General features: G+C 58.8%; 7 protein-coding genes. 5 read left to right on the forward strand and 2 right to left on the reverse strand.

Annotated elements, in window-relative coordinates; genetic code table 11:
• The first annotated feature begins 55 nt into the window (after nt 1–55).
• The 5 genes from yrfG to GQF00_RS07560 all read left to right on the forward strand — a co-directional run bounded on the left by yrfG (nt 56) and on the right by GQF00_RS07560 (nt 5498).
• Complete coding sequence (yrfG, locus tag GQF00_RS07540; protein WP_161318560.1) at nt 56–718, forward strand: GMP/IMP nucleotidase; 663 nt, start codon at nt 56–58, stop codon at nt 716–718.
• A 2-nt stretch (nt 719–720) separates the two neighbouring features.
• Nucleotides 721–1107, forward strand: a complete 387-nt coding sequence (locus GQF00_RS07545; protein ID WP_161318561.1) for an RNA-binding S4 domain-containing protein — start codon at nt 721–723, stop codon at nt 1105–1107.
• 77 nt (nt 1108–1184) lie between these two features.
• Nucleotides 1185–2039 carry an Hsp33 family molecular chaperone HslO gene (gene hslO, locus GQF00_RS07550; protein WP_161318562.1) on the forward strand — a complete coding sequence of 285 codons (855 nt, stop codon included), beginning with the start codon at nt 1185–1187 and terminating at the stop codon, nt 2037–2039.
• Nucleotides 2040–2401: 362 nt separating this feature from the next.
• Nucleotides 2402–3946 (forward strand): phosphoenolpyruvate carboxykinase, encoded by a 1545-nt coding sequence (locus tag GQF00_RS07555; RefSeq protein ID WP_161318563.1) that lies wholly within the window; start codon nt 2402–2404, stop codon nt 3944–3946.
• A gap of 259 nt (nt 3947–4205) precedes the next feature.
• The gene (locus tag GQF00_RS07560; protein ID WP_161318564.1) at nt 4206–5498 is read left to right on the forward strand and encodes an NAD(P)/FAD-dependent oxidoreductase; all 1293 of its coding nucleotides are present in this window, start codon (nt 4206–4208) and stop codon (nt 5496–5498) included.
• 353 nt (nt 5499–5851) lie between these two features.
• Here GQF00_RS07560 and GQF00_RS07565 read toward each other — a convergent pair whose 3' ends face one another.
• Both GQF00_RS07565 and GQF00_RS07570 read right to left on the reverse strand, forming a co-directional pair.
• A complete protein-coding gene (locus GQF00_RS07565; protein ID WP_161318565.1) occupies nt 5852–11044 on the reverse strand; it encodes an OmpA family protein in 5193 nt (1730 codons plus the stop codon).
• Nucleotides 11044–24198 carry an isopeptide-forming domain-containing fimbrial protein gene (locus tag GQF00_RS07570; RefSeq protein ID WP_161318566.1) on the reverse strand — a complete coding sequence of 4385 codons (13155 nt, stop codon included), beginning with the start codon at nt 24196–24198 and terminating at the stop codon, nt 11044–11046. The genes GQF00_RS07565 and GQF00_RS07570 overlap by 1 nt, the downstream gene beginning before the upstream one ends.
• Between the last annotated feature and the right edge of the window lie 245 nt (nt 24199–24443).

Here is a 24443-nt window from a genome sequence, read left to right on the forward strand (position 1 = left end):
TCATCAAGTGCCTTCTTCTGAAGAGCGAAGACTAACCTGATCGCCCGGGAATTGCATGATTGACTGGCAGTCTGTGGACACTGTGTTACTGGATATGGACGGCACCCTGCTGGACCTGAGTTTCGACAACTGGTTCTGGCAGCGCCATGTCCCCGAAGCCTACGCCCGGCAGCTGGGACTTCCCCAGGATGAAGCTGACCGCATTATCCATGACTGGATCACCAGCCATCAGGGCACGCTGAACTGGTACTGCCTGGATTTCTGGACCGATGAGCTGGGACTGGAAATCGCCCGCTTGAAAAGCGAAGCCCGCGACCGCATATCGGTGCGGCCCGGCGCCGAGATGTTCCTGGAACACCTCCAGCAATCCGGCAAGCAGATCATCATGGTAACCAATGCCCATCGTGATGCACTGGACGTAAAAGTGGCCCAGACCGGCATCGACAAGTACTTTCATGAGCTGGTCTCCAGTCATGACTACGGCCACCCCAAGGAAGCCCAGGCCTTCTGGCAGCATTTGCAGCGCCACCTTCCCTTTGAGCCGACCCGGGCCTTGCTGGTGGACGATTCCCTGCCCGTGCTGCATAGCGCCAAACTGTATGGCATCGGCCAGCCGGTGAGCATCCTGCATCCGGATTCCAGCCTGCCCAAACGGGAGCACACCGACCCGTTTGTGGCCATTGATGATTTCGAATCGGTACTGCCGGAAGCAGAATAACCATGGAAAGCGTACGCATTGATTCCTGGCTGTGGGCCGCCCGCTTCTTCAAGACCCGCACCCTGGCCAAAACCGCCATTGAGGGTGGCAAGGTACATATAGATGGCAGCCGAACCAAACCCAGCAAGGCGGTTCAGCCCGGCCAGACCGTGACCATCACCAAGGGCACAGAACACTTTGAAGTGATCGTGCGCGATCTGAGCAGCAAACGCGGCCCGGCCAAGGTGGCACAGACACTGTACGAGGAAACCCCGGAAAGTGTGGCCAAACGGGAAATGAGCAGCGAACAGCGAAAACTGGCCCGGGCGGCAGCAGCGGCCCCGGATCACAAACCCAGCAAGAAGGAGCGCCGGGATATCCAGCGCTTCCGGCGGGACAATCTGGAATAACCTTTATCGTGGTAGAACGCCCCCTGCCCAGTGAGAGCCGGTATTCGACCACGAACTTCCAACATCAGGACATTGTCATGCAAGACCACAAGCAGCGCTTTCTTTTCCCTGACTCTGACATTCGGGGCGAACTGGTCCAGGTAGAAGGCAGCATCAGCCGCATTCTTGAAGGCCACAGCTACCCGCTGCCCGTGCAGGGCCTGATCGGCGAAGCCGTGGCCGCCGTGGCACTCCTTGCCAGCACCCTCAAGTTCAAGGGCCGCCTGGCACTGCAAGCGCAGGGCCACGGCCCGGTCTCCCTGTTGCTGGCCGAATGCACCAATGAGGGCGAGCTGCGCGCCGTGGCTCGCCACAGCGAGGGCCAGGACTGGAGCCACGGTGACATCCGCACCCTGATCGGCGATGGCAACATGGTCATTACCATCATTCCCGAGCAGGGACAGCAGTACCAGGGCATCGTGCCGCTGGAAGGCGACACCCTTGCCCAGTGCCTGGAATCCTATTTTCAGCAATCCGAGCAGCTGCCCACCCGCCTGTGGCTGACCAGCGGCAACAATCGCGCGGCCGGTCTGCTGCTGCAGCGGCTACCCAACCAGCTGGCCAGCACGGATGCCAATACTCAAATGTGGAATCACCTGGATGCCCTGGCCACCACCCTGACCATGGAGGAGCTGCTGAATCTGGATGACCAGACCATCCTCCACCGGCTGTTCCATGACACTCCACCGCAACTGCCCGACGCCCAGCCCCTGCAGTTCGGCTGCACCTGCACCCGGGACCGCAACCGTAACGCCTTGATTTCCCTTGGCGTCAACGAATTGCAGACCCCGCTGGACGAAGACGGCGAAGTTACCCTCACCTGCGACTTCTGCCGCCACCAGGAGAAGTTCGATGCCGTGGATCTGGCGGAGATGATCAAGGAAATCAATTAATAATGAATAGTTAATAAATTCGCGAGATTGGTGATAGGTTCTGCAATGTGAGAGGCCGCGACCAAGGGATAGGCGCGGCCTCTTGCGTATGAGGCAAAACCACACTGCCGCGCGCAACTGTTAACTGTTCATTATTAACTATTAATTGCCTTTGGCGCATGACCGGCCAGTCCGAGGGGGAATCGCCACTGTTTCAGATTTCTGGCATAATCGCGCGCCTGTGCTGACTGGAGCCTGGCTCTAGTCACCTTTATGTCTTGCCCGCTGGCTGTAACGGGCACGAGACCGGCACTGTTACCCGCAATGCGAACCCGGTACGGAACACCACGCCGTACCGCATGGCTACAAGCCCAGGAATGACCATGACCGACCCGATTGTTTATAACGACCTCAGCCCAGCCCAGCTGGTAGAAATGGCTGTTCAGCGTAACGAAGGCCGCCTGTCCGACACCGGCGCCCTGGTGGTGGAAACCGGTCACCGCACCGGCCGCTCTCCCATGGACCGTTACATCGTTGAAGAGCCGAGCACCAGCGAGCATATCCACTGGGGCGCCATTAACCGTCCCTTCCCCGCTGACAAGTTTGATGCTCTGTGGGATCGCGTTTCCGCTGCCACCGGGGAAAGCGACAGCTTCGTTTCCCACCTGCATGTGGGCGCTGACTCTGATCATTACCTGGCCGTAAAAGTGACTGCGCAAACCGCGTGGCACAACCTGTTCGCCAACACCATGTTCATCCGCCCGGAAAAGTACAACCCGCGCAGCAAGGAAGAGTGGCAGATCCTGCACGCCCCGCACTTCCAGTGCGAGCCCGAGCGTGACGGCACCAACTCCGACGGCTGTGTGATCCTCAACTTTGCCCAGCGCAAGGTACTGATCGCCGGTATGCGTTACGCCGGTGAAATGAAGAAAGCCATGTTCTCCGTGCAGAACTTCCTGCTGCCGGAGAAAGACGTACTGCCGATGCACTGTTCCGCCAACGTGGGCGATGACGGCGACGTGGCCCTGTTCTTCGGCCTGTCCGGCACGGGAAAAACCACCCTGTCCGCCGATCCGGCCCGTTACCTGATTGGTGATGACGAGCACGGCTGGGGCAAGGACGTGGTCTTCAACATCGAAGGCGGTTGCTACGCCAAGTGCATCGACCTGAGCCAGAAGAACGAGCCGGTAATCTGGGACGCCATCAAGTTCGGCGCGGTACTGGAAAACGTCATCATCAATGACGAGACCCGCACCGCCGACTACACCGACGTGTCCCTGACCCAGAACACCCGTGCCGCCTACCCGCTGGAAAACATCGACAAGAAAGTCGAAGCCAACCGAGCCGGCGAGCCCAAGCACATCATCTTCCTGACTTGCGACCTGACCGGCGTCCTGCCGCCTGTGTCCAAGTTGTCCAAGGAAGCGGCGGCGTACCACTTCCTGAGCGGCTACACCGCGCTGGTGGGCTCCACTGAAATGGGTTCCGGTGGCGGCATCAAGAGCACCTTCTCCACCTGCTTCGGCGCGCCCTTCTTCCCCCGTCGTGCCGGCGAGTACGCCGAGCTGTTGATCAAGCGCATGGAAGAATTCGGCTCCAAGGTTTACCTGGTGAACACTGGCTGGACCGGTGGCCCCTACGGTGAAGGCGAGCGTTTCAGCATCCCCACCACCCGTGGCGTGGTTACTGCCATTCTGTCCGGCGAGCTGGACGAAGCAGAAACCGAGCACCTGGACATCATCAACCTGGACGTGCCGAAGTCTGTTCCCGGCGTTGACAGCAAGCTGCTGCAGCCCAAGAACACCTGGGCCAACCCGGAAAACTACGAAGCACGCGCCCGCGATCTGGCCGAGCAGTTCGAGAAGAACTTCGCCGAGAAGTACGCGGATGTGTCCGACGAGATTCGCGCCGCCGGCCCCAAGGCCTGAGTAGCGTGAGCTATTGAAGAAGCCCGCCACCGGCGGGCTTTTTCATTATCGCCCGGCGTGCAGACCCGCGCGCCAGGGAAGATAGGGAAGTTTTTCCAGTTTGATCCCGCGCCAAGTGCGGGATCAAATTTGCATTTCCGGCCCGGAAAGCTCGGCGCCGGCCGCCCCAAAAGGGCCTGCCTTTGAAGAATAATTCAGAAACACAAAATGAATTTGAACGGTTTGCCCGTCCGTGACGGCGAACCTGACAGGAGCTTCAATGAGCATACCCAAGATTGTTGTCGTTGGCGGCGGTGCCGGCGGCTTGCCTCTGGTCACCAAACTGGGCCGCAAACTCGGCCGTGTCGGCAACGCCGATGTGACGCTGGTGGATTCCTCCAGCATTCACGTCTGGAAACCCCGCTTCCACGAAGTGGCCACCGGTGCCATTGATGCCGATCTCGATGCAGTGGATTACCGTGCCCATGCGCAGTTGAACCATTACCGCTTCGAGCCCGGCACGCTTACCGAAGTGGACACGGCCAACCAGCAGCTTACTCTGGCCCCGCTCCATGATGAGCACGGCAAGGAAGTGCTGCCACAACGCCAACTGGACTACGACTACCTGGTGCTGGCCACCGGCAGCCAAAGTAATGACTTTGGCACTCCCGGTGTACGCGACAATTGTCTGTTCATGGACAGCCGCGCCCAGGCCGAGCGTTTTCGTGAGCGTTTCCTGAATGCCTGCCTGCATGCCAACTACGAGGGCAAACCGGTCTCCGTGGCCATCGTTGGCGGTGGCGCTACCGGGGTGGAACTGGCGGCAGAACTGCACCACGCCGTGTCCATGCTCAACTTTTACGGCCACGACAAGCTGGATCGCAAGCACCTGCAGGTGGATATCATCGAGGCGGCACCGCGCATCCTGCCGGTGTTGAGCGAGCGCGTGTCTGCCACCGCCACCAAACGCCTGGAAGCCCTGGGCGTGAAAGTGCGCACCGGCGTCATGGTGGCTGAAGCCACCGAAGAAGCCTTCGTGCCAAAGGACGGCGACCCGATCAAGGCTGATCTGCTGGTCTGGGCCGCGGGTGTGAAGTGTCCGGAATGGCTGGGCCAGATTGAAGGCCTTACCACTAACCGCATCAACCAGGTGGAAGTGGAACCAACCCTGCAGGCCAAGGGCCACAAGAACATCTTCATCATTGGTGATGCGGCCTTCCTGATCCCGGAAGGCGCGGAACGGCCAATCCCGCCGCGCGCCCAGTCTGCCCAGCAGATGGCCCAGCACACCGCCCGCAGCCTGCAGCAGTTGCTGATGAACCGCGACCCGCGTCCGTTCGAATACAAGGACCACGGCTCCCTCGTGTCCCTGTCCAACTACAGTTCCGTGGGCATGCTGATGGGCAACCTGAAAGGCGGCAACTTCTTCGTGGAAGGCTGGCTGGCAAGAATGATGTACATCAGCCTGTACCGTATGCACCAGGCCGCGCTGTATGGTTGGCCGAGAACGGTGATGCTGTTGATCGCCGGGCGCTTCAACAAGCTGGTTAGACCGCGATTGAAGTTGCACTGAGGCGGTAGCGAGCTTCGAGCTTCGAGCTTCGAAGATCAAACCCCGGACCGAAGTCGCCCGCAATAAGAAAAGGCCGCCCCCAGATTGGGGCGGCCTTTTTGTTTTCTGTAGGAGTTCCTCTCGAGGGACGAACCGTGCGCAGCACGGCACCGCCCGAAGGGCGATCAGGTTTGTTGGCGCAGGCCTTGGGCTGCTCACCTCGCTATCGCTCGGGTTCGTCCCTCGAGAGGAACTCCTACAAGGAGCGCTGTAGAAAGGTTCTCATTTATGTTGCGCGGGCAATCATGCGGGAGGGTTGGCACCTAACCCCTCCCGCGCCTCGTAGCTCACAGCTCATAGCTCGCAGCTGCTTTTTAAATCTTCCCGACCAGGTTAATAAACGCCCCTTCGTGATCGTAATCCAGATCGGTCAGATCATCGGAGAAGGTGCTGAAGTTGTAACCCACACCCAACTTCAGATTGTCATTCAAGTGGCGATAGATAGCCGCCAGCATACCGCTCTTGCTGTCTTCTGCATCCGGCAGATCCAACATGCGGCCTTCCAGGGAGGCATCCCACTTGCGGATGAAGTGCCAGTCGATACGCGCCACATAGAGGCTGGCACGGCTGTCGAAGAATTCCGGATCATCCCGGTCCTGGCTGATCTGGCCCAGACGGTAGGCATACTTGCCTCCGATGCTCCAGCGACGGGTCAGGTCGTAGATCGCATCCACGGAGAGGATGTGGCTCTTCTGGATGAACTCGGCGCTGGTGTTGTTCACTGTCACCTGATCCGCAGTCGGCAGGTTATAGAAGTAAGTGTACTTGGCCAGCACGTTAAGACGGTCGTTATACACGGGACGGTAACCGTAACCGAAGATGGCTTCGATAAAGCGGCCATCGTAAAAATCCCCCAGCGAGCTGTCGCTGTCTGAGTAATTCAGACGACCAATCAAACGCCAGTCCGGCGTGAACTGATACTTGAGGCTATTCTTGGTCAGCCAGGTCTTGCGTTCGGAATCGCTCAGGTTGGACGCTTCCATCTTGTCGATCCGATATTCAAGAATACTCGCCATCTGCACGGCGTTATGGCCATAACCCACCTTGAAACCGTACGCCTGGCGCTCCTGCTCAGCACCCGTCTGACGATCACGCAAGGTGCCGAAATCCAGAGTCGCACCGTAATTCCAGCGATCGTTCGGGGCGATATCCACACCCGTGGCATGAGTCAGGCCAGTGGGCACATCCCCATGACTGTAGCGCTCTTCCAGATACACACTGGTGGTATCCGAGTAACGGCTACGCACCCCGGTGGCCATATCGCCACGACGGGCACGCACACCGTTATCGCTACGTTCATTTTCCAGTGAATAGTTCAGGTACAGATTACTGCGATCCGATACCTGGAACTCGGTGCCCGCCTCAGCGCCAACGCCCAGATCACCACCGGATACTTCACCATTGGTACGCCAGCGGTCAGTCAGACGCAGTTCACCACCGGCCCCGAATCGACCATTGTCTTCCTGGTTGCCATCCTTGGAGGCCGTGTCCTGGACATAACCGTAAGCCGCCCAGCGCTTGAGAGAATCATAATCACCGCGCAACACCACATCCGTACGATCCCCTTCCACCTGGGTCAGGGGTACGACCACGGAGTTATCCTCGCGCTTCTCCTGACGCACCCCGGCACTGACTCGCCATTGTTCATTCAGGCGCTGCCCCACGTTCAGCTCTGCCGCGCTGGTTTCCAGTCCCTGCTCCTGCTCCAGGCTATCCACCTTCACGGTCACATCCGTGCTCTTGGTCACCGGCACCTGCAAGGTGGCACCCACCTGCTCGGTGTCCTTGGCGGTAATCTGGCCCGGAGCGGAGTAACCGGCTTCCACTTCCTGACGATAGGCGGTCACGTTACCGTCCACCGCCTTGTCCCACACATCCCGAAAGCCAACGCTGGCATCTACCCGATTGGCGTCGGCGGTGATGTCTTCACCCGGCAATGCCCCATTGCTGACACCGGCAAAATTGTAACCGCCATCGGTGGAGAAAAAGGTGGAGTCGTCAGAACCCTCGCTGGTGGCTAATTCGGTTTTCACCCAGGTCCGCGCACTCTTGCGCAGGGTTAGATCCACGGATCCCAGATCGCTGCTGGCCTCTTCACTGGAGTTACTGCCAGTCACACCCAGTTTCACATGATCGCCAAACCAGTAGTGCATCCGGCCACCCTGGGACAGGTCACTGGTTTCCTCAAAGCTGAAGGTGTACTCATAACGAGCCACCAGGAAAACGTCGTTGCCACTGCCGGCATCAGTGGAGACCAGCAGTTCATCTGCCATCTTGGGTGACAGCGGCTCGTTGAGCATCACCCGGCCCTGCAGATAATCAATGTCGTAATCAACACCGGGCACCAGATTCTTCACGGCCAGCACGATGCCGGAATCCTTGTCACGGACTTCCACCCGAACCCGGTCTGACCCTTCCAGCACATCCAGATGGCGCAGGTAGTAAAGCGAACCACCCGTGCCCCGGAATTCATCACGACCGGCAATGGTGCCCGGATCCGCCACAAAGCCGTCGATCATGAAACGCTGCTCACCGAAGCTGGTGACGCCAGCGGATTCATAGTGGAACTTACCCCCGTAGAGGCTGCGATCCACCTGCGCCAGAGTGGTGTCCAGATAACTGGTGTGGAAGTTACCCCACATTCCGTAATCATCATCACGCTGCACTTTCAGATAGAACTTGCCCAGCGTGGGAGCTCCGTCTTCCACGGTGCTGTCATCACCGTAAGTAGGGAAGTAATAATCCGGATCAATGCGACGGAACATGGCATCCGGTGACTTGTCCATGAAGCCGGAGAACAGTTCATCCACCGGCCCGTCCAGGGTGTCCGCGCTGGACGTCAGCTGCCAATTATCACCAAACTTTCCGCGAGCGTAGTAAGCCAGTCGACCATAGAGGTTGAATTTGTCGTCATAGTAATCGTCATCGGTCACCAGCTTGGCCGGGCCGTCTGTTTCACCGTAGGAGGCGGTCACATCGGCCACACCCACATAGAACCAGTCGTTCTTTTCCAGTTCCAGATCACGCAGGAACAGCTCACCATTACCTTCGTTGTCGATGACCGCCACTTCCACGGTATGCAGACCCGGAGGAAGAATTTCCTCTACCGCAAACTCACCCTCGGCCGCCACGGGCACACTGCGCCCGGCAACGAAGACTTCACGTCCTTTCGGAATTGCATTGCCGTAAACCCGGATGGTGCCGCCGTTGAGCGGGATATCGGAACGCACCAGACGGTTTTCCCCGTAACCCACTTTCAATTCTTCATCAGGGGTCAGGTACTCATCTTTCTTGTCCGCCAGATCTTCCGGCGTCACTTCGTCCACTACCCACAGTGTCTGCGGTGCGGTTTCGTCGTAATGGCCTTCCTTGTCGTAAACCCGTAACAGATAACGCAGATCGGTACCGGAGGTTTTCTCATCCAGTTCTACCAGCCATTCACCATCACCATTCACCGGCAGTGCCACCACTGCCAGCGGCTCATCACGGACAGACTTACCCAGTTCGAAAATGCGCACTTCTGCCTTGTCGAGATAGGCCGGGTAGTTGCTATACGCGCGGAACTGCACCAGGTTGTCCGGGCCTTCGGTTTGCGGGTTATCCTGCCCCGCCACGGTATTAGGCCAGGCGCTCACGTTCAGACGCGGTTTGATTTCCAGGTTATCAAACTTGAACTGGATATCGGTGTCCTCCAGTGCCACGTCGGTACAGCGCTGCACGTCTGCCGAGCTTTTCAGCGGATCATCAATGGCCTTGCCGTCCACGCTGATGCGCATCAGGTTCAAGGCATAGGGATTGGCCATATCCACTTCGCGGGTCAGGCGCTGAATATCCACCCCTTCCAGATCATCCAGCACCGCCAGCTCGTCGTAGATCACTTCCACATCCACGCGGGACAGATCGGATTCCACAAAACCGGCATTGACCACATCATCGCTTTGCACGTGGCCGCGACCTTCAAACTCGGTCTGCTCTTCAGTGAGTTTCAGCTGTTTGCTGACTGCGTCCATCACCCGGCGGGCACGCGCCGTGGACAGCCCTACATCATCGCCATAAACCATGGCGGTACGACGATCCAGACGCTCGTTGCTGGTGTAACCGATAAAACGCAAGCGAACATTGGATTTGTCTTTCACATCCTCAAGAATGTTGGCCAGACGCGCCATGTAGCCGTCAGCAATGACCGGATCTCCCTGCTTATAGATCACAGGGCGAATCGCGCCGGAGGGCGGATCATAGGTTCGCGTGACGGTTTCGGCGCCCGCCTCTTCCGGACACATCTGCGGCTCACCGGACAGGGACTGCAGAATATCGTCGTACCAGAATTCCACTTCTACCCGGCGGTTAAGGGCACGACCGGATTCAGCCTCGTTGGAGGCAATCGGATTACTGCTGCCCTTACCGGTGCTTTCCAGCATGGCAGACGGCAGTGAAAGCGCATCCTGCAGAGCCAATAATGCCCGACGGGCACGCGCTTTCGACAAACCTTCGTGGCTGCCATAGATACGCGCATCACGACCGGTGATGGGCGCATTGTCGGTGTAACCAATCAGGCGGATAACCACATTGTCCTTGTTCGCCAGATTCTCCAGCGCCTGCTGGATATGGCTTTGGAAAGAAGCGGGAATCTCCACGGACTCATCATTGAAGTGCAGCGGCGGTACCAGATTTTTCACCCGGGTACGCTTGGAATGCCCTTCCTTATAAGTCAGCTTACACACCGTCTCTACCCGGCAGACTTTCACCCGGTTGAGCTTTTCTTCCACCACCACTTCTTTTTCGACGGTCTTTCTCTCGACCTCGTCATACCAGACTTCCACTTCCACCCGGCGGTTTTCCGCACGGCCCGCTGCTGAGTCATTGGACGCCAGCGGCTGGGACTCACCCATGCCTTCATAGGAAATGGATTCTGGTGGCAGATCGAGAGCCACCTGAAAATATTCTGCTGCGGCACCGGCACGCTCACGGGACAACCCTGTGTTATCACCAAGGCGAGCACGCAGCGCCCCAAACAATGGCACGTTGTCAGAATGGCCAACAAAGTGCAGACGGACGTTCAGACGCCCACGCATGCTGGCCAACACATCACGCAGCTTTTCCACATAGGAAGCCGGGATTTCCGACACACCGGATTCATAGCGAATCGGCGGCACCACATTGGTCAACTTGATGGTCTTGAGGTTTTCCACCTCCTCAGTCTGGGTTTCAATACGATCCCCCAGATTCTGCTCATAGCGGCCAGGGTCCTGCACCCAGGTCTGATAGTCCACATACAAGGGCAGCTGGCGCTCAACCGCCTCACCGAGAGGGGCCGTTTGGCGGACTTGCCCCTTGCTCTGCTTTTCGGCCGTAGTTGCCCCGGTCGCTTCCTGTGCCTGCAGCGGTGCGCTCAGCGTCACGGCCAAACCCAGTGCACTGATACGCAGCGTCTTGCCCAACACCGGAGTCCCCGCAATCAGCAAGGATAGCGTTTTCATTTTTGTCGTTAGCACGGTAAGTCTGCTCATTACTTGCCACCCCCTTTCAGAGGCGCGCCGGTTCGCCAGAAGACTTCCGTCTCTATCACCAGCTCGTAGGGGTTCCCCAGCTCGTTCCATTTGCGGGCAATCTGTTTCTTCATGGCCTTGAGGCGATCCTCCACCAGGCCTTCGTTTTCCCGCTCAGCCATGTAGGCAATACGCAGGACAGATTGTTCTTCGACCAACTGCTCCATGAGCAGAGGCATCCGCGAAGCCCATTGCATGCGCATCTCGACACTGCCCGGCTCGAATACTGGATCAGCAATGTCCAGACGCACGGCCCGATGCAGCGCTGCGCCGAAGTTGAACTTGATCATCTTGCCTCGGGTGGCACGGCGCACCAGCGGGTTTTCGGTGGTCATGCGATAACCGGAAGGCAGGGAACGATCATCCACCTTGAGAATGAAGTTGGAGCCACGCAGATCGTTGGGAACCACCGCACAGGTGATATGGAAACGGCCATACTGATCGCTGGTCACAATCAGCCCACGGGCGGTCACTGCGCGCACATTCGGCAAGCCCGCTTCACCGTCATCCTGATAGCCGTTCAGGTTGGCATCATCAAAGACCTTGCCAATCACGTCGGAACAGTCGAAGTCCGGATCGGGCACCACTCTTACTGTAGCGCTGGCCTGGCCGGACACTGACGCAGCTCCGGACAACGATGTGCGAGCCCGTCGTGTACTACGCGCCTGGAAGACCTGGGCACGGTTCACGTACTCGCCTTCCCCCACACCGGCACCGACAATAAACAGCATCTTGAGGGTATGCTCACCAGAGGCACCGAGATCCAGTCCCTGCCAGATCAGGCGACGCCCCTGCACCTCCGGTTCTACCGGCAGGTCATCCAGTCGCGCAGACCCTTCCACATATTTGAAGCCCGCCGGGAAGTCATCGACGATGGCCAGATCATTGAGGCGGCTGCCGTAGCTATTGTTGATGCGAATCACATAGGGCACGAACTCACCGCGACTCACATTAACCACTGACGCCACCTTGCTGATGGTGACCGCGCCACTGAGTTTCGGATCCACCGGAATGTGGTTGTTGAAAATCTGCCGACCGTCCACGGCCGCACCGGCCAACATCAGGTTGAGGTAATACCCGGTCAACGGGCTGTTGGCCGCCACAGAGGTTGGCGGTGCCGCAGCGCTGACCTGCGCCTCACACTCGGCAGACGTCCCGATCGCATCGTCACTACATACCGGCACGTCATAGGCTGCGGTCTGCTCCCCGGTGATCGGAGTAATGATGCTCGATTCACCGGCACTGAAGCCGCCACCCGGCGCCTGCACCTGGATACGGTAATCCCCCCCGGAGAGACAGGAAGGATCACTGAAGTTCATGTCGAACTTGTAGAAACCCGAAGCCAGTGTCACCTGACCCTGCTGTGCGGGATCATCAAAGCAGGCTGATGCCACCGGTATGCCGTTGGCAGTCACCATGCTCAATGTGGCTCCTGCCAAGGGCTCGCGGGTGATGGCATTGTAGACCACCCCGTTGGGATCGATGGGCAGGTTCAGGTTCTGCACCACCGCATCCGCCACGGCAGTAATGCCGGTGATACGTTGCAACCCATCGGTAAAGGCAGGATCGGAGTCGGTCATGCCCAACGCCGCAGTGGTAGCCGTGGCCCCCGGCGCTTCAAATCGCAGTTCGTAGCTCGCCCCCGGCTGGGTCTCCGGCAGACCTGCCAGGCTGTAGCTGCCGTCGTTGGCCGATTGGGTTACCCGTAGCAGAGTATTGTTGCTCCAGACCTGAATTTCCCAATCCACCAGCGGGGTTTCGGTGGCATCAAAGAGGTTGTCAAAATCCTCGTCATGCCACAGCGAACCACTCAAGGTGGCGGCACCCGGAATAGCCCCCACCTGGATATCTACGGTACTGCTGGCCGTCTGGGTATTGTTGTTCCAGTACACGTCACCGGTGTTGCTGACGATGGCATCCCAGGGAATGGCGCTGTCCAGGGTCACCCGGAAGCGCAACAAGGCATTGCCCCCCGGTGCCAGATCGCCATAGGCCATGCCGTAATCTGCGACCAGCACAGTGCCTTCAGTCACACCGGCAATGCCGCCATTCAGGGTGGCCGAATTGGCGGCAAAGACGCCCATGGTCGCCAGCCAGGAAAGGTCATCCTGAATAATCACCTGGGTCGCCGGCACGGTTCCCACATTCGAGACCTGCACCGTGTACTCCAGCTCGGAACCCGGCATCACCGCGCCACCGCCCACCACGACCACATTTTTCACAATGGCCAGCTGTTGAGCTTCACCCACAGTAATCATGGTGGGCTGGTCACCATTGGAATCGATACCGTCCTGATCCGACAGTTCGTCCGGCAGTTCTTCACTGCTCATGGTGCCCTGGTTGACGATCACCGTGCCGTTGGCGGTACCGGCATTGATAGTGACCCGCAGGGTGACTTCGGCAGTGCTGTTAGCCGCCACGGTGCCGGCGGCCTCACCGACGGAATTCACCGGCATGCCGGACACCAGTGGCGAAGCACCGCTGAGATCGGCCACCGCCACCGTGTTAAGGGTGGTGCTGGCTGGCACATAGCTGGTGTTAGCCGGCGTCAGATCGGTCAGCATTACATTGGTGGCAGGCTGATCCGCGGTGTTGGTTACCGTAAAGGTATACAGCAAGGTGTCGCCCGGATCCGGGGCATTGTTAGCGTTAAGATCATTGGCCAGCACCACGGTTTTCTGCACATCCAGCAGCGGCAGATTGCCGACAATATCCACGGTGGGGTCATTCAGCGCCGGGGTGGCCGGATCATCGGAGGGCTGCTCCATGAAGTCGGTACCACCATTGCCGGTGCCTGCCACAAAACCCTGGTTGGCAATCAATGTGCCGGGCAACGTATCGCTGTCCACCTGTACATCGAAGGTCACCGTGGCCACGTGATCGGCCGGTGCCAGGCTGTCCGCCAGCATCACCCCGGCGGTGACATCCACCGGCCCATTGACCAGCATGCCGCTTTCGATGGCCGACATGCCGGCAGCCGGGTCGGCAACCGGATCACCGTTCAGCGTGGTGGTGCCCGGCAGGTAAGTGGTGTACTGCGGGATGGCATCACGCAGGAATACATCACGGGCATCTTCATTGCCGATATTCGCCACGGTAATGGTGTAGCGCAGGGTTTCCCCCGGCTCCAGCACGCCGGGGTCGGCACTGATATCGTCTGACACCTTCTGCACCAACATGCGTGGTGCTGAATTCACCGTGATCGCGGTGGGATCTTCAGTCCCTCCCAGGGCGGGGTCATCGGTGAGCTGCAGGGTGTTGCCCAGGAACTCGATCCGGCCCTGATTCAGTATCTCGGTGGCATCATCCAGCACCGCCCCCAGAGTAATGTCGAAAGCCAGCTGGATGGCGTCGCCAGCGTCGCCCTGGGCGGCAAGATTGAGGTCACGGATGTCCACCAGCCCCTGACCGTTGGTGCCGCCAGCCGGGTCGGAGTTATCGGTGCTACCGGTTGGCAACGAGGCAATCACCAGAGAGCCAGGCTCAAACCAGCTACCGGCATTCAGCGCCCCCGGATCATCGATGATGGAGAAACCGGTCAGCGATGCCGCACTGGTGTTGGTCACATCAATCACATAGCGCAGGGTATCGCCAGGGCTGGGCTGGCCATCACCATCCGCATCCACCTGCACACTGACCGTCTTGTCCACCTGCATGGAGGGCAGTACCGGAATCAGTGTGTGGTAATCCTGCGGGTCCGCCACATCCTCGATCACCTGCTGCAAATCATGATCATAGGTACGACGCACCGGTGCCGTATCGGCAGCGCTGAACCATTCCGTGGCCGCCGCAAAATTGGTCAGCGTGGCATCGGTAGGAGTGTCCTGATCCAGTTGCGCTTCATAGCTCACCACCAGAATCTGTTCCGGCCCCAATACCGCTGCAGCACTCTGGCCGTTGATGATCAGTGCACAGGGATCGCCAGGCGCAAAGCTCACCGCATAGTCAGTGCCTTCTGCCAGTGCCGTCACCAGGGTAGTGGCATCAGCTTCGAAGATACGCACATCAGTGACTACCGGCGGCACATCACACATGCCGCCCTCTGCCAGGGTTGGCAGGTAATCGGTCACCGTGATGTCCCGTGCCGTGGCGACGATGTCCGTATTCTGTACCGACAGGGTGAACAGTCCCGGCGTGCCGTAGGCAAGGGTGGCCGGGCCATCCTTGGTCATCACCAGGGCCGGCTCGACAATGGTCATGTCTTCGGAGGTATCGGCCAGGGTGGCGGTATCACCGGCGAAGCTGCCGTAGGAATAACGCGCGGTATTATTGAAGGTGAGCCCCGCCACATTGGCCGGGTCATCCTGCAGATAGACCGTCAGCTCCACCAGCATCTGCCCCGATGCCGGCACATCCACACCATTGCCGCTGGCCTGATCCACCAGGTCCAGTGCGGTGGCCGTACCCTGGTTGCTCATGGCGGACCAGCTGGTGCCACCGTCGAGACTGTAGCGGGCGTCGCTGAAGGCCAGCGCCGCCGCAGAAGTGGACAGGTCATCCAGTACATGCACATCGCTCAGGGCAATGTTTTCCGCCACCGCGGGCACACGCATCTGGTAAGTGAACGGCACCCCGATTTCGGCTTCCGGCTGGGTGATGGTTTTATCCAGCGCACCGGCACCCGGGGACGTCAGGCTGGCCGACAGGGCCGCCGTCGGGCCGTAATCTTCCCGCTCACTGGCGTCACCGTCGGTGGGCACGTCTCCGTTGTCGAAGGAGAAATACAGATTCACCAGCACGCTGTTGTCCAGCGTCAGGCTGGCACCCAGATTCGCATCCGCCTGGGCGGTATAGACCAGGCGCAGGGTGTCCCCTGCCGGGATGGTCCAGGCATCGGCGGCGCCATCCAGATCCCACTGGGCCAGGCCCGTCACTGGATCATAGGTCGGGGCCTGTACCGGTAACGCAGCCCCGGACAACAACTCGATACTCTGGGTGGTCACACCTGCCACTCGCAGACCGGCAGGCAGCACATCCTGAATCTGCACATCGTAGGCCGGGGCCTGACCGTTGTTCTGAATATCAACGGTGTAGGCAGCGGCTTCGCCTGCTGTCACCACCGCATCGCCGCCGGTGGCAGTGGACACGTTGACCGCGATCACGTCCAGCAAGGGCTGATGCACCGCAATGCTGGCCGTGGCCGGAATCGGAGCAACCGGACCACTCACCAGGGTATAGGTCAGTTCTGCACTGTTGGCGAGGGTCTGCACCAGCGGCTGCTGGCTGAGCGTATCCAGATTCAGCACCCGTGCCTGATAGGTGATCACATAGACGTCGTTGCTGGCATCGCCATCCACCGGGTTGGTGATATCACCAATGTCGAAAGTGACGGTCTGGCCACTCACCGCCGGTGCCGCCAAGGTTCCTGGCATACCAAACTGGTCCACACTGACCACTTGCTCGAACGCCATGCCAGCCGGCAGGGTATCGGTCACCGCCAGATCGGTGTGGGCACCTTCCTGCAAGGCAAGCTCAAGGGCAAAGTTGACCCGGTCACCCACCCGCAACACGGCATCATCAACCGGCAGAAAAGTATCGCTGACCACCTGTTTGCTGAAGGCGGTGCTGTCGGTAGTGGCGACCTGACTGCTGTCCGTCGCCACATAGTCATTGAACGCCGGGCTCTCGCTGCCGGTGCGCTCGTAGACACTGCTGCCCGCCAGACTGGTCCAGCGCAGCACCAGGGTGTTGTTCAATGTCTGGCCGGCACCCACGCTGTCTTGCACAGCCGCCTGATAGGTGAGGTTGAGACTGTTACCTTCCGTCAGGCTGGCCACGTTCCAGGTGAGCACTTGCGGGGTGCTGATACCGTCACCGGTAATCGTATCCGGCTCACCCAGGTTGGCACTGCCGGTTTCATACACCAGCCCGATATCCAGCGTATCGGTGAGTGTCAGGTCGTGGGCATCCGCGGCATTGGGCCCCGCGGCTGCCGTTACCAGCACGCTGTAATCCAGTACTGTACCTGCACTGATGGTGGCCGGAGCGGTCACATCCTTGGTCAGGGTCAGTTGCGGCTCCGCAATGGTGAGCGCCGCCGTCGCCGAACTGGTCAGCGTGTTGCCGTTGAAGGTATAGCTGGCGGTGTTCACGAAGCTGTCGCCGGCATTGCTGTCTGCCGTGTTCACCACCCTGGCCACCAGGGTAATTTCCGCCTGCTGCCCGGCCGGAATTTGCGCCAGGGTCAGATCCACGTTCTGGTCTGCGCTGCCGTTGTCGGTCAGCCCGAACGCAGGGTCGTTCACCGTTGCGGAGACAAACTCCAGATCGCTATTCAGGGTATCGATAATCTGTACATCGCTGAGCGCTGCGGACAGGGTCGCACCGGGTACCGCGATGGTGTATTCCACTTCCTCGCCGATCACCGCCTTGGTGGTGGGGCTCAGCAACGTCTTCACCGGCACCGCCAATGTTGCCGGATTGCTCATCACAAATTCGGTCACTGCCACCGGCGCATAACGCTGGCCACTGGTGGCGGGCAGCGACCAGTATTCGGTGATCCCGGCGCCATGGCTCCAGCTGGTATTGGGCGGCGTGTCGGTATGGAAACCAATGTCGTAATCGATGATCAGCGCACTACCCGGCATCACCGGCACATTCAGTTTGATACTGAAGCTGCCACCGCGGGCCGCGGGCGGGGTATAGACAAAGTCGGCGACGTCCAAAGGCGTGCCATCGAGGGTCAGCACCGGCGACGTCAGGGTGCCTTCATCCAGCTCGTAGGCCACATCGGCGCTGATCAGCAAATCATAGGCAGGTGCATCACCGTTGTTCTGCGTCTCCAGCCGGAACTCCATGGTCTCGCCAACCAGATCCATGACGTTGTAGGGACTGGTGCGACCACTGCGCTCGGTCTTGACCACATCACTCATCAACGGCTGGTTAACGGTGATCGCCACCGTATCCTGCATGCGGGTCGGATCCAGCGGCACCGGATCACCACTCAGGGTGGCGTAGGAAAGGGTGACCGCGTTATCCAGCCCCAGGGTCGCCTGGTGCGCCAGCACATCCTCGACCACACGGGCACGGTAAACCAGTACCAGCTCATTATTGGCCGAGTTGTTATCGTTGGCGTTACTCACATCCCCCAGATTGAAAGTGACCGTCTGCCCGCTGGTTGCATCACCAGCGACGGATGGCGCGCCAATGGCCGCGTGGGTAAACGGATACACCGGATCAAACGGCGCTGCACTGTCGCCGTTGACGGATACGATCCGGTCAAACTCCATCCCTGCGGGCAGCACGTCGGACAACACCACGTTACGGGTAGTGCTCTCGTTCAGGGTCAGAGAGAGCTGGTAATCCAGGCTATCGCCCACCCGCAGTCGGGCATCGCCGCCCAGGCTGCCATCGGCGGCCCAGGTATCCACCAGGAACGCCTTGCTGATCGCAGTGTCATCAGCAGAATCAGCAGTGGTCACCTGAGCCGAGACACAGTAGTCATCCGGCGCAGTGATGGCCGGACAGCCGGCACCGGTTCGTTCGTAAATGCTGGCATCCTGCAGCGAGGTCCAGTCTGCGTTGACGCTGTTGGTGAAGGTGCCGCCGGGGATGCTGATCACGGCACGGTAGGTCAGCACCAGTTCCTGACCGGCAGGTAGATCCAGACTGCCATCACCATTATCGCGACCCCATATCCATTGTCCGCCGCCGCTATCCGTGGGCGTGCTGACAAAGCTGCCTACTGCCGCACCATTGATGGTTACCGTCGGGGCAAAGGTGGTATCCAGCGACAGTCCTGCCGGCAGGGTATCGACAATATTAAGATCATAGGCGGTGGCGTTACCGGTGTTCTCCAGGGTAACGGTGTACTCCAGTACGGTACCTCCGGTGAGCTGACCACCGCTGATGTTGGTATAGTTCTTGGTAGCAGACAGGTCCGACTCGATAGCGGTCACCAACGCCGTGCTGTCATTCAGGGTGGGGGCTGGCGCACCGGTCTGACCGTGGGTGTAATTCACCTGTACCCCGTTGCCCAGGGTATCGCCAGCATCCGTACCCAGATCATTATTGATCCGGCCGTAATAGGTAATACGGATCTGCGGAGTCAGTGTAGTGGTGCTCAAATCATCTTCTGTGGCGGTGAGCACCGTGCCCACATTCCACAGCACCGCGCCGCTGGCTCCATCGGCGGGCACCGCATTCATGGCCGCTTCTGATGGCGCAGCGCCGTTGATGCTGGCGATGCCGATAAAGTCGTAGCTGATATCAAAGTCGGCGTTGTCTGCCAGCAGATAGCTGACCGCACCACTGTTGAGGAAATCCTGGATCTGCAGGTTCTGGGTGGTGCCCTCCGGTAACTGAAGATCCAGCTGGAACGCTTTGTGTGCCCCGATTTCCGGCGCCAGGGTTGGATCCAGATCGGTCTTGGTCAGGGTCAGCGGACCCACGCTGGCCTGCACCGTGTTGCTGATAGCTTCATAGTCGTTAGGTGCGCTGGCGGTGCCATCCAGCGAACCGATACGCTGACCATCCACTGCACCATTTGTGCCGATCTGTCCGTTGCTGTTGAGGGCGGTTCCCTGTCCCGGCAGGGACGTCCAGTCACCGCGCACCAGGTTCTGCAGCATCTGCAGGGGCTGCACGGTGTCATCGACCTGCACCTGGAAAGTGAAGGTGCGGCTGGCACCCGGTGCCAGCGGGTTGGCGGGCTGCCACACAAATACCGGACGGTTCGGGCCATAGGTGGTGGTGTCCACCACATCCGGGGGATCCGTTCCTGACACGCTGCCGGCAATAAAGGTCATTTCACTGTCGAGCAGGTCTTCCCACACTCGCAGGTTGTAGGCCGGCGCTGTGCCGTTATTGGTGGCGGTGATGGTGATGTCGATCAGATCGCCACCATCCACCGGATTGACCCAGACCTTGTCCAGGCTCACGTTCGCCTCCGTGACCTCCACAGCCACTTCATCAAAGGTGAGCACCACGGTGGCGCCCCCCTGATTTTCATAGCTCAGCTGGGTGGTGGTGGCCGGGAAGCCATTGGTCAGGGTGGTGCCATCATTGTTGCCGGCACTGTTGTCCACACGGGCAATAAAGGTCAGCGGGAACTCGAAGCGACTCTGGCCGGCAATCACGGAGGTCAGCGTTACATCACCAAAATCCCAGCGCACCTGGGTGCCGCTACAGGTCGGCGTAATCGGCGGCACCGGAGTCAGGTCCGGACGTTTGAAACCTGCGGCGGCATAGGGAGGCTGACTCAGATCCACCACCGGTGCCTCGGCACAGGTCAACCCGCTGGGTAATTGATCTTCCACCACCAGATTGCGCAACACAGCCACCGGCAACTCTGCCAGCAGCTGGTATTCGATTTCTTCACCCGGCGTCACTTCCTGGGGACTGCCCTGCCCCAGCGGCGTCTGCGACAGACGCAGGATTTCCTTGGGCTGGGTCAGCAGGGGAATGATTTCGATGGCGGCATCGGCTTCCGCGCTGTTGTACTGACGGGCACCGCCCAGTTCGCCGTTGCCCGGCGTGGTCACGGTCTGCTGGCCATGCTCGTTGGCGCTACCTTCCAGGCTGTCGTAGACGGAGCTGAAGCGGTTGGTCAGCACCTGCTGCGGGGCGGCGCGCTCATCCGGGTCCACCCGGTAGTACAGCTCCACACTGTCGCCCGGCTCGATGCGGCGCAAACCCGTGCCATCCACCCCGTGCAGGTGCGAGAAGGTGATGACGGCCGGGGTACCGTTGAGCACCACATTGTCGGCCACGCCTCCTTCGCCATCAGTGTCGGCCCCATCGATCAGGCCATCACCATCGTTATCCAGACCATCAGTGGCGAAATCCACCACCAGCATCAAGTCACTGGCATCCAGATTGTCGGTGATTTCAAGATCGTAGGCCGGCGCTCGCGGCTGGCCATCATCGTCGGCACGGTTGCTGACAGTCAGACGGAAAATATAGCTGTGGAAGGTGTCACCCTCGTCGGTGAGATCAACCCAGGTACTACAACTTGGCCCCGCACCATAGAGCGTTTCATTACAGACTTTCTTGTCAACTTCGATGACCGGTTCGGTTACCAGAACATCGGCCCGTCGGATGGGTTCTTCCGGGTAACCGGTAGTGGTGCCTTGGGACAAACTGCCCTCTGCCCCGATCAGCCCACTACCCAGGGTGTAGTTTTCCTGCAGCTGGGTATTCTCGTTAAAAAACGCCGCATCAAAGGTGGAGTCCAGCACATTGGTACGGTTGGCAGCATGCACGTTGGGCGGATTGCGATCATCCTGGGGTTTGTTAAGGATCCGGGTGACGGTATCAAGGATGAACCACTCATCCGCCACTTCGATGCGCGTGCTGTCAGGCACGTTGAAACGCCAGCCAAATTCGCCCTCTTCCAGTGGAGTCCGCGCTGCATCCATGCTCACACCGGTAATCCGTGCCGTGGATTCCAGGGTGTAGTCGGTATTGGAAATATAGCTCTGGCCATCCGGCACCTGATCGCGCACCTGGATGTTCTGTACCGAGATAAACGAGAAGCCCGGAGTTTCAAAACCGAACCAGCCGCCGGTCTCAATCTTCCAGGTACACTCTTCACCAATCTGGACCCGCTCCCGGTCCTTGGCCTGCCCCGACGCAGGACCGTCGTAACTCACGTCTGCCATGTTTTCACTACAGACGCCGACAAGATCCTTGATCAAGTTAAAACCGATAACCCTTGCCCAGTGCGTATCCAGGGAATAGTTGTTACCCCGATCGATTTCACCATCAGCACGCAGATTGTTGGCACTGCCGGGTTCCGGGAACCACAGGGGCAGTCCAGCACCACTGGCATTGAGTCCGTTGGCAGTAAAAATTTCACCCACCACGTCAGCACGGAAGGTCAGGTCATCTTCTGCAATACCCGCAGGATCACTAGTCTTGATGACCTCAAAGTCATAATTGACGGTCTGCCCCGGCGCGACAGGCAAGGGTTCATCACAACGATACACCGTGGCGGTGGAGGGGATGTCGACCGTGTCCACCCAGGTCTTCCAGGGGTTGGGCTGTGTAGGACTACCTGACAGCGAAACTACGGAGCACTGTCCCGGTGAAGAGACAATTTCCATGGTGGCCCCGAAGGTGACAAATGCCTGGTAATCCTCCGCATCGTGACCGCCGTTGTTGGTCAGAACAACCCGCAGAGGTAGACGCTGATTGCGGTCATTGGTCAGGATAAAAGTCTGGCCATCAATATGGATATCCAGGTCTTCTGGATCTGCCGGAACAAGTCCCCGGTCCTGATCACCGATTGCGTAATTGTTCAGGTTTCCGCCGGCAATGTTGCCATCGTTATTGTTGCCCCTCAGGTCATACTCCTGCAGCCCCTGGGCATCACAAAGCGTACGAAACTGAACATAGAGGCGGTTCTCCAGATCCGGCACCCTGGAAGGATCCGTGTTCGGCTCTGGCGTGGAAATCACTTCCTCTTCCAGCACATCCAGGTTGGCGGAACGGTCGTAGTAATCCGGATCGATCAATACCACACGAAACTGAAAGGTGAGCTCATCGCCATGGCGCATCAGGTGCCGGTCTTCTTCGGCCTGGTCTGCGTCACTGTCAGTGGTGGAACTGGACAGGCGAAATTCCGGTGCAGTGTTGTTGAGGTAAGAAGTGTAATCCGAGCCACTCAGTGGCAGGGCGCCAGCCCGGTTTATCCAGTCCAGCGTATCAACCCTGCCCTCATAATTGCCGTACAACTGGGACTCGGCAATGATCCGCGGCGTGAAGGTGGGATCCATCACATATTCCGGAGGCAGCACATCGCGCAGATGCCAGCTATCCCCCTGGTCAAAGTAGACTGTACCGCGACCTTCATTACGCAGGGTAATGGTCATCAGACCACGGGCACCCACTGGCTGGTTGCCATCAAGCCCGGTTAACCGGCGCTTCACACGCAGGCCGATATTGCTGCCGCCACCATCGGTTTCGCCATAACGGGTGTACATGTTGGCGTCACCAGTATCAGACACATCGATCCCGCCGGGACCTGGCTGTGATTCACAACCGTACTCCACATCCTGCACATCATTCTGCAACCAGCCCTGGCGGCAGGAGGCGTCGTCGTAAATCTTGCCGACCATGTAAAGGTTGATGGTCTGGCCGTCATTGGCATCGACCAAATCACCATTTTCATAGGGCTGGTTGTCATCCCCTGCCCCGAACGGCGGTTCCACCACGTAATTATTCAGCGGGTTACCCAGCGCAACGCTGGTTGCCTCACAATTGGCAGGCATGCCGGCGCCATTATTCGCCGCCACATTGTTGGCTGATCCCTCGGACGCACAGATGTGCGTTATTTCCATTAGGTCGGCATCGCTGATCACATCATCCAGGCGCAGATCCTGCACGGGAGCATCGCCGTTATTGCGAATCCGCACACGCCAGACCACATCGTCATCGTTATGACCATAAACCGTGTCGCTCTCGGTACTACGACGCTGGCCCGCATCATAATTCCAGCCGGATTTGGCTACATCGATGTTGGGGGAACGGTAATCCAGGGTGTCATTACGTGAAAAACTCCCTTCGTTATAAGGATCCGTTTCCCAGCTCCACCCCCCTGGAAAGCTCCATTGACGATCCCACTCCAGTGCATTGCTCACCGAGCAGCTATCCTGCATGTCAAAATCAGTCAGCTGGGCGCTGACATTCTTGGAGGCAAACTCCAGCCCCTCCGGGTTGGAAGGACGATGCACGGCAATACGCACACGCAACGTTGTGGCACGACCAATGCCTCCACCATTTTCACGGTTATTACTGCCGTTATTCTGCAGAACAGGAAGATTGGTAACTCTTACCGTATTACCGGACTGGGACACTGAACCACCAGCGGTATACCCTCCTCCATTAAGACTGTAAGACACCTCGGGTACCGCCCCGCCACCGCCGTACCAGAGCTGCAGGCCCGTGGCCCCCAGATCAAACTCGATCTCGATATTCTCAATATCCGGATCGCTGGTGCCATCGGCACCGTCCATGAAGGGGTTGCGAACTTCAACAGTCACGTAGCCGTAGCCACATAACTCGCAATAGTTGAGATTGTTATTACCGACAAAATCAAACAGTTGTGGCGAACCTTCCCGGGCATAACACTGCGCCCACAGCTGCCCACCCGACACAGACAACAGCAACAACATCCCCAAAAGCCGAACAGCCGATAAGGCTCGGAATCGAGAATGGACTTCAGAAACGGCTTTCACCCCGGCCAAAAGCAGGCGGGAGAGGCTTTTTGTCGAGTTCAATTGATACGATCTTCTTGGCTGAATAGGCTTAATTCCCCTTTATGGGGACTTTTTTATTAGTAATATATTCGTATATATAAGCTTTCAATACCGTGAAGCCTCTCGCATCTGGCCACTTCACCTAAGAAGAAAGCGTGACA

The organism is Alcanivorax sp. DP30 (assembly GCF_009882945.1).
Taxonomy (GTDB): Bacteria; Pseudomonadota; Gammaproteobacteria; order Pseudomonadales; family Alcanivoracaceae; genus Alcanivorax.

What these genes read in the sequence shown, in the direction of transcription:
- yrfG (WP_161318560.1), top strand. Translation starts at nt 56, where the DNA reads ATGATTGACTGGCAGTCTGTGGACACTGTGTTACTGGATATGGACGGC.
- GQF00_RS07545 (WP_161318561.1), top strand. Translation starts at nt 721, where the DNA reads ATGGAAAGCGTACGCATTGATTCCTGGCTGTGGGCCGCCCGCTTCTTC.
- hslO (WP_161318562.1), top strand. Translation starts at nt 1,185, where the DNA reads ATGCAAGACCACAAGCAGCGCTTTCTTTTCCCTGACTCTGACATTCGG.
- GQF00_RS07555 (WP_161318563.1), top strand. Translation starts at nt 2,402, where the DNA reads ATGACCGACCCGATTGTTTATAACGACCTCAGCCCAGCCCAGCTGGTA.
- GQF00_RS07560 (WP_161318564.1), top strand. Translation starts at nt 4,206, where the DNA reads ATGAGCATACCCAAGATTGTTGTCGTTGGCGGCGGTGCCGGCGGCTTG.
- GQF00_RS07565 (WP_161318565.1), bottom strand. Translation starts at nt 11,044, where the DNA reads ATGAGCAGACTTACCGTGCTAACGACAAAAATGAAAACGCTATCCTTG.
- GQF00_RS07570 (WP_161318566.1), bottom strand. Translation starts at nt 24,198, where the DNA reads ATGTTGTTGCTGTTGTCTGTGTCGGGTGGGCAGCTGTGGGCGCAGTGT.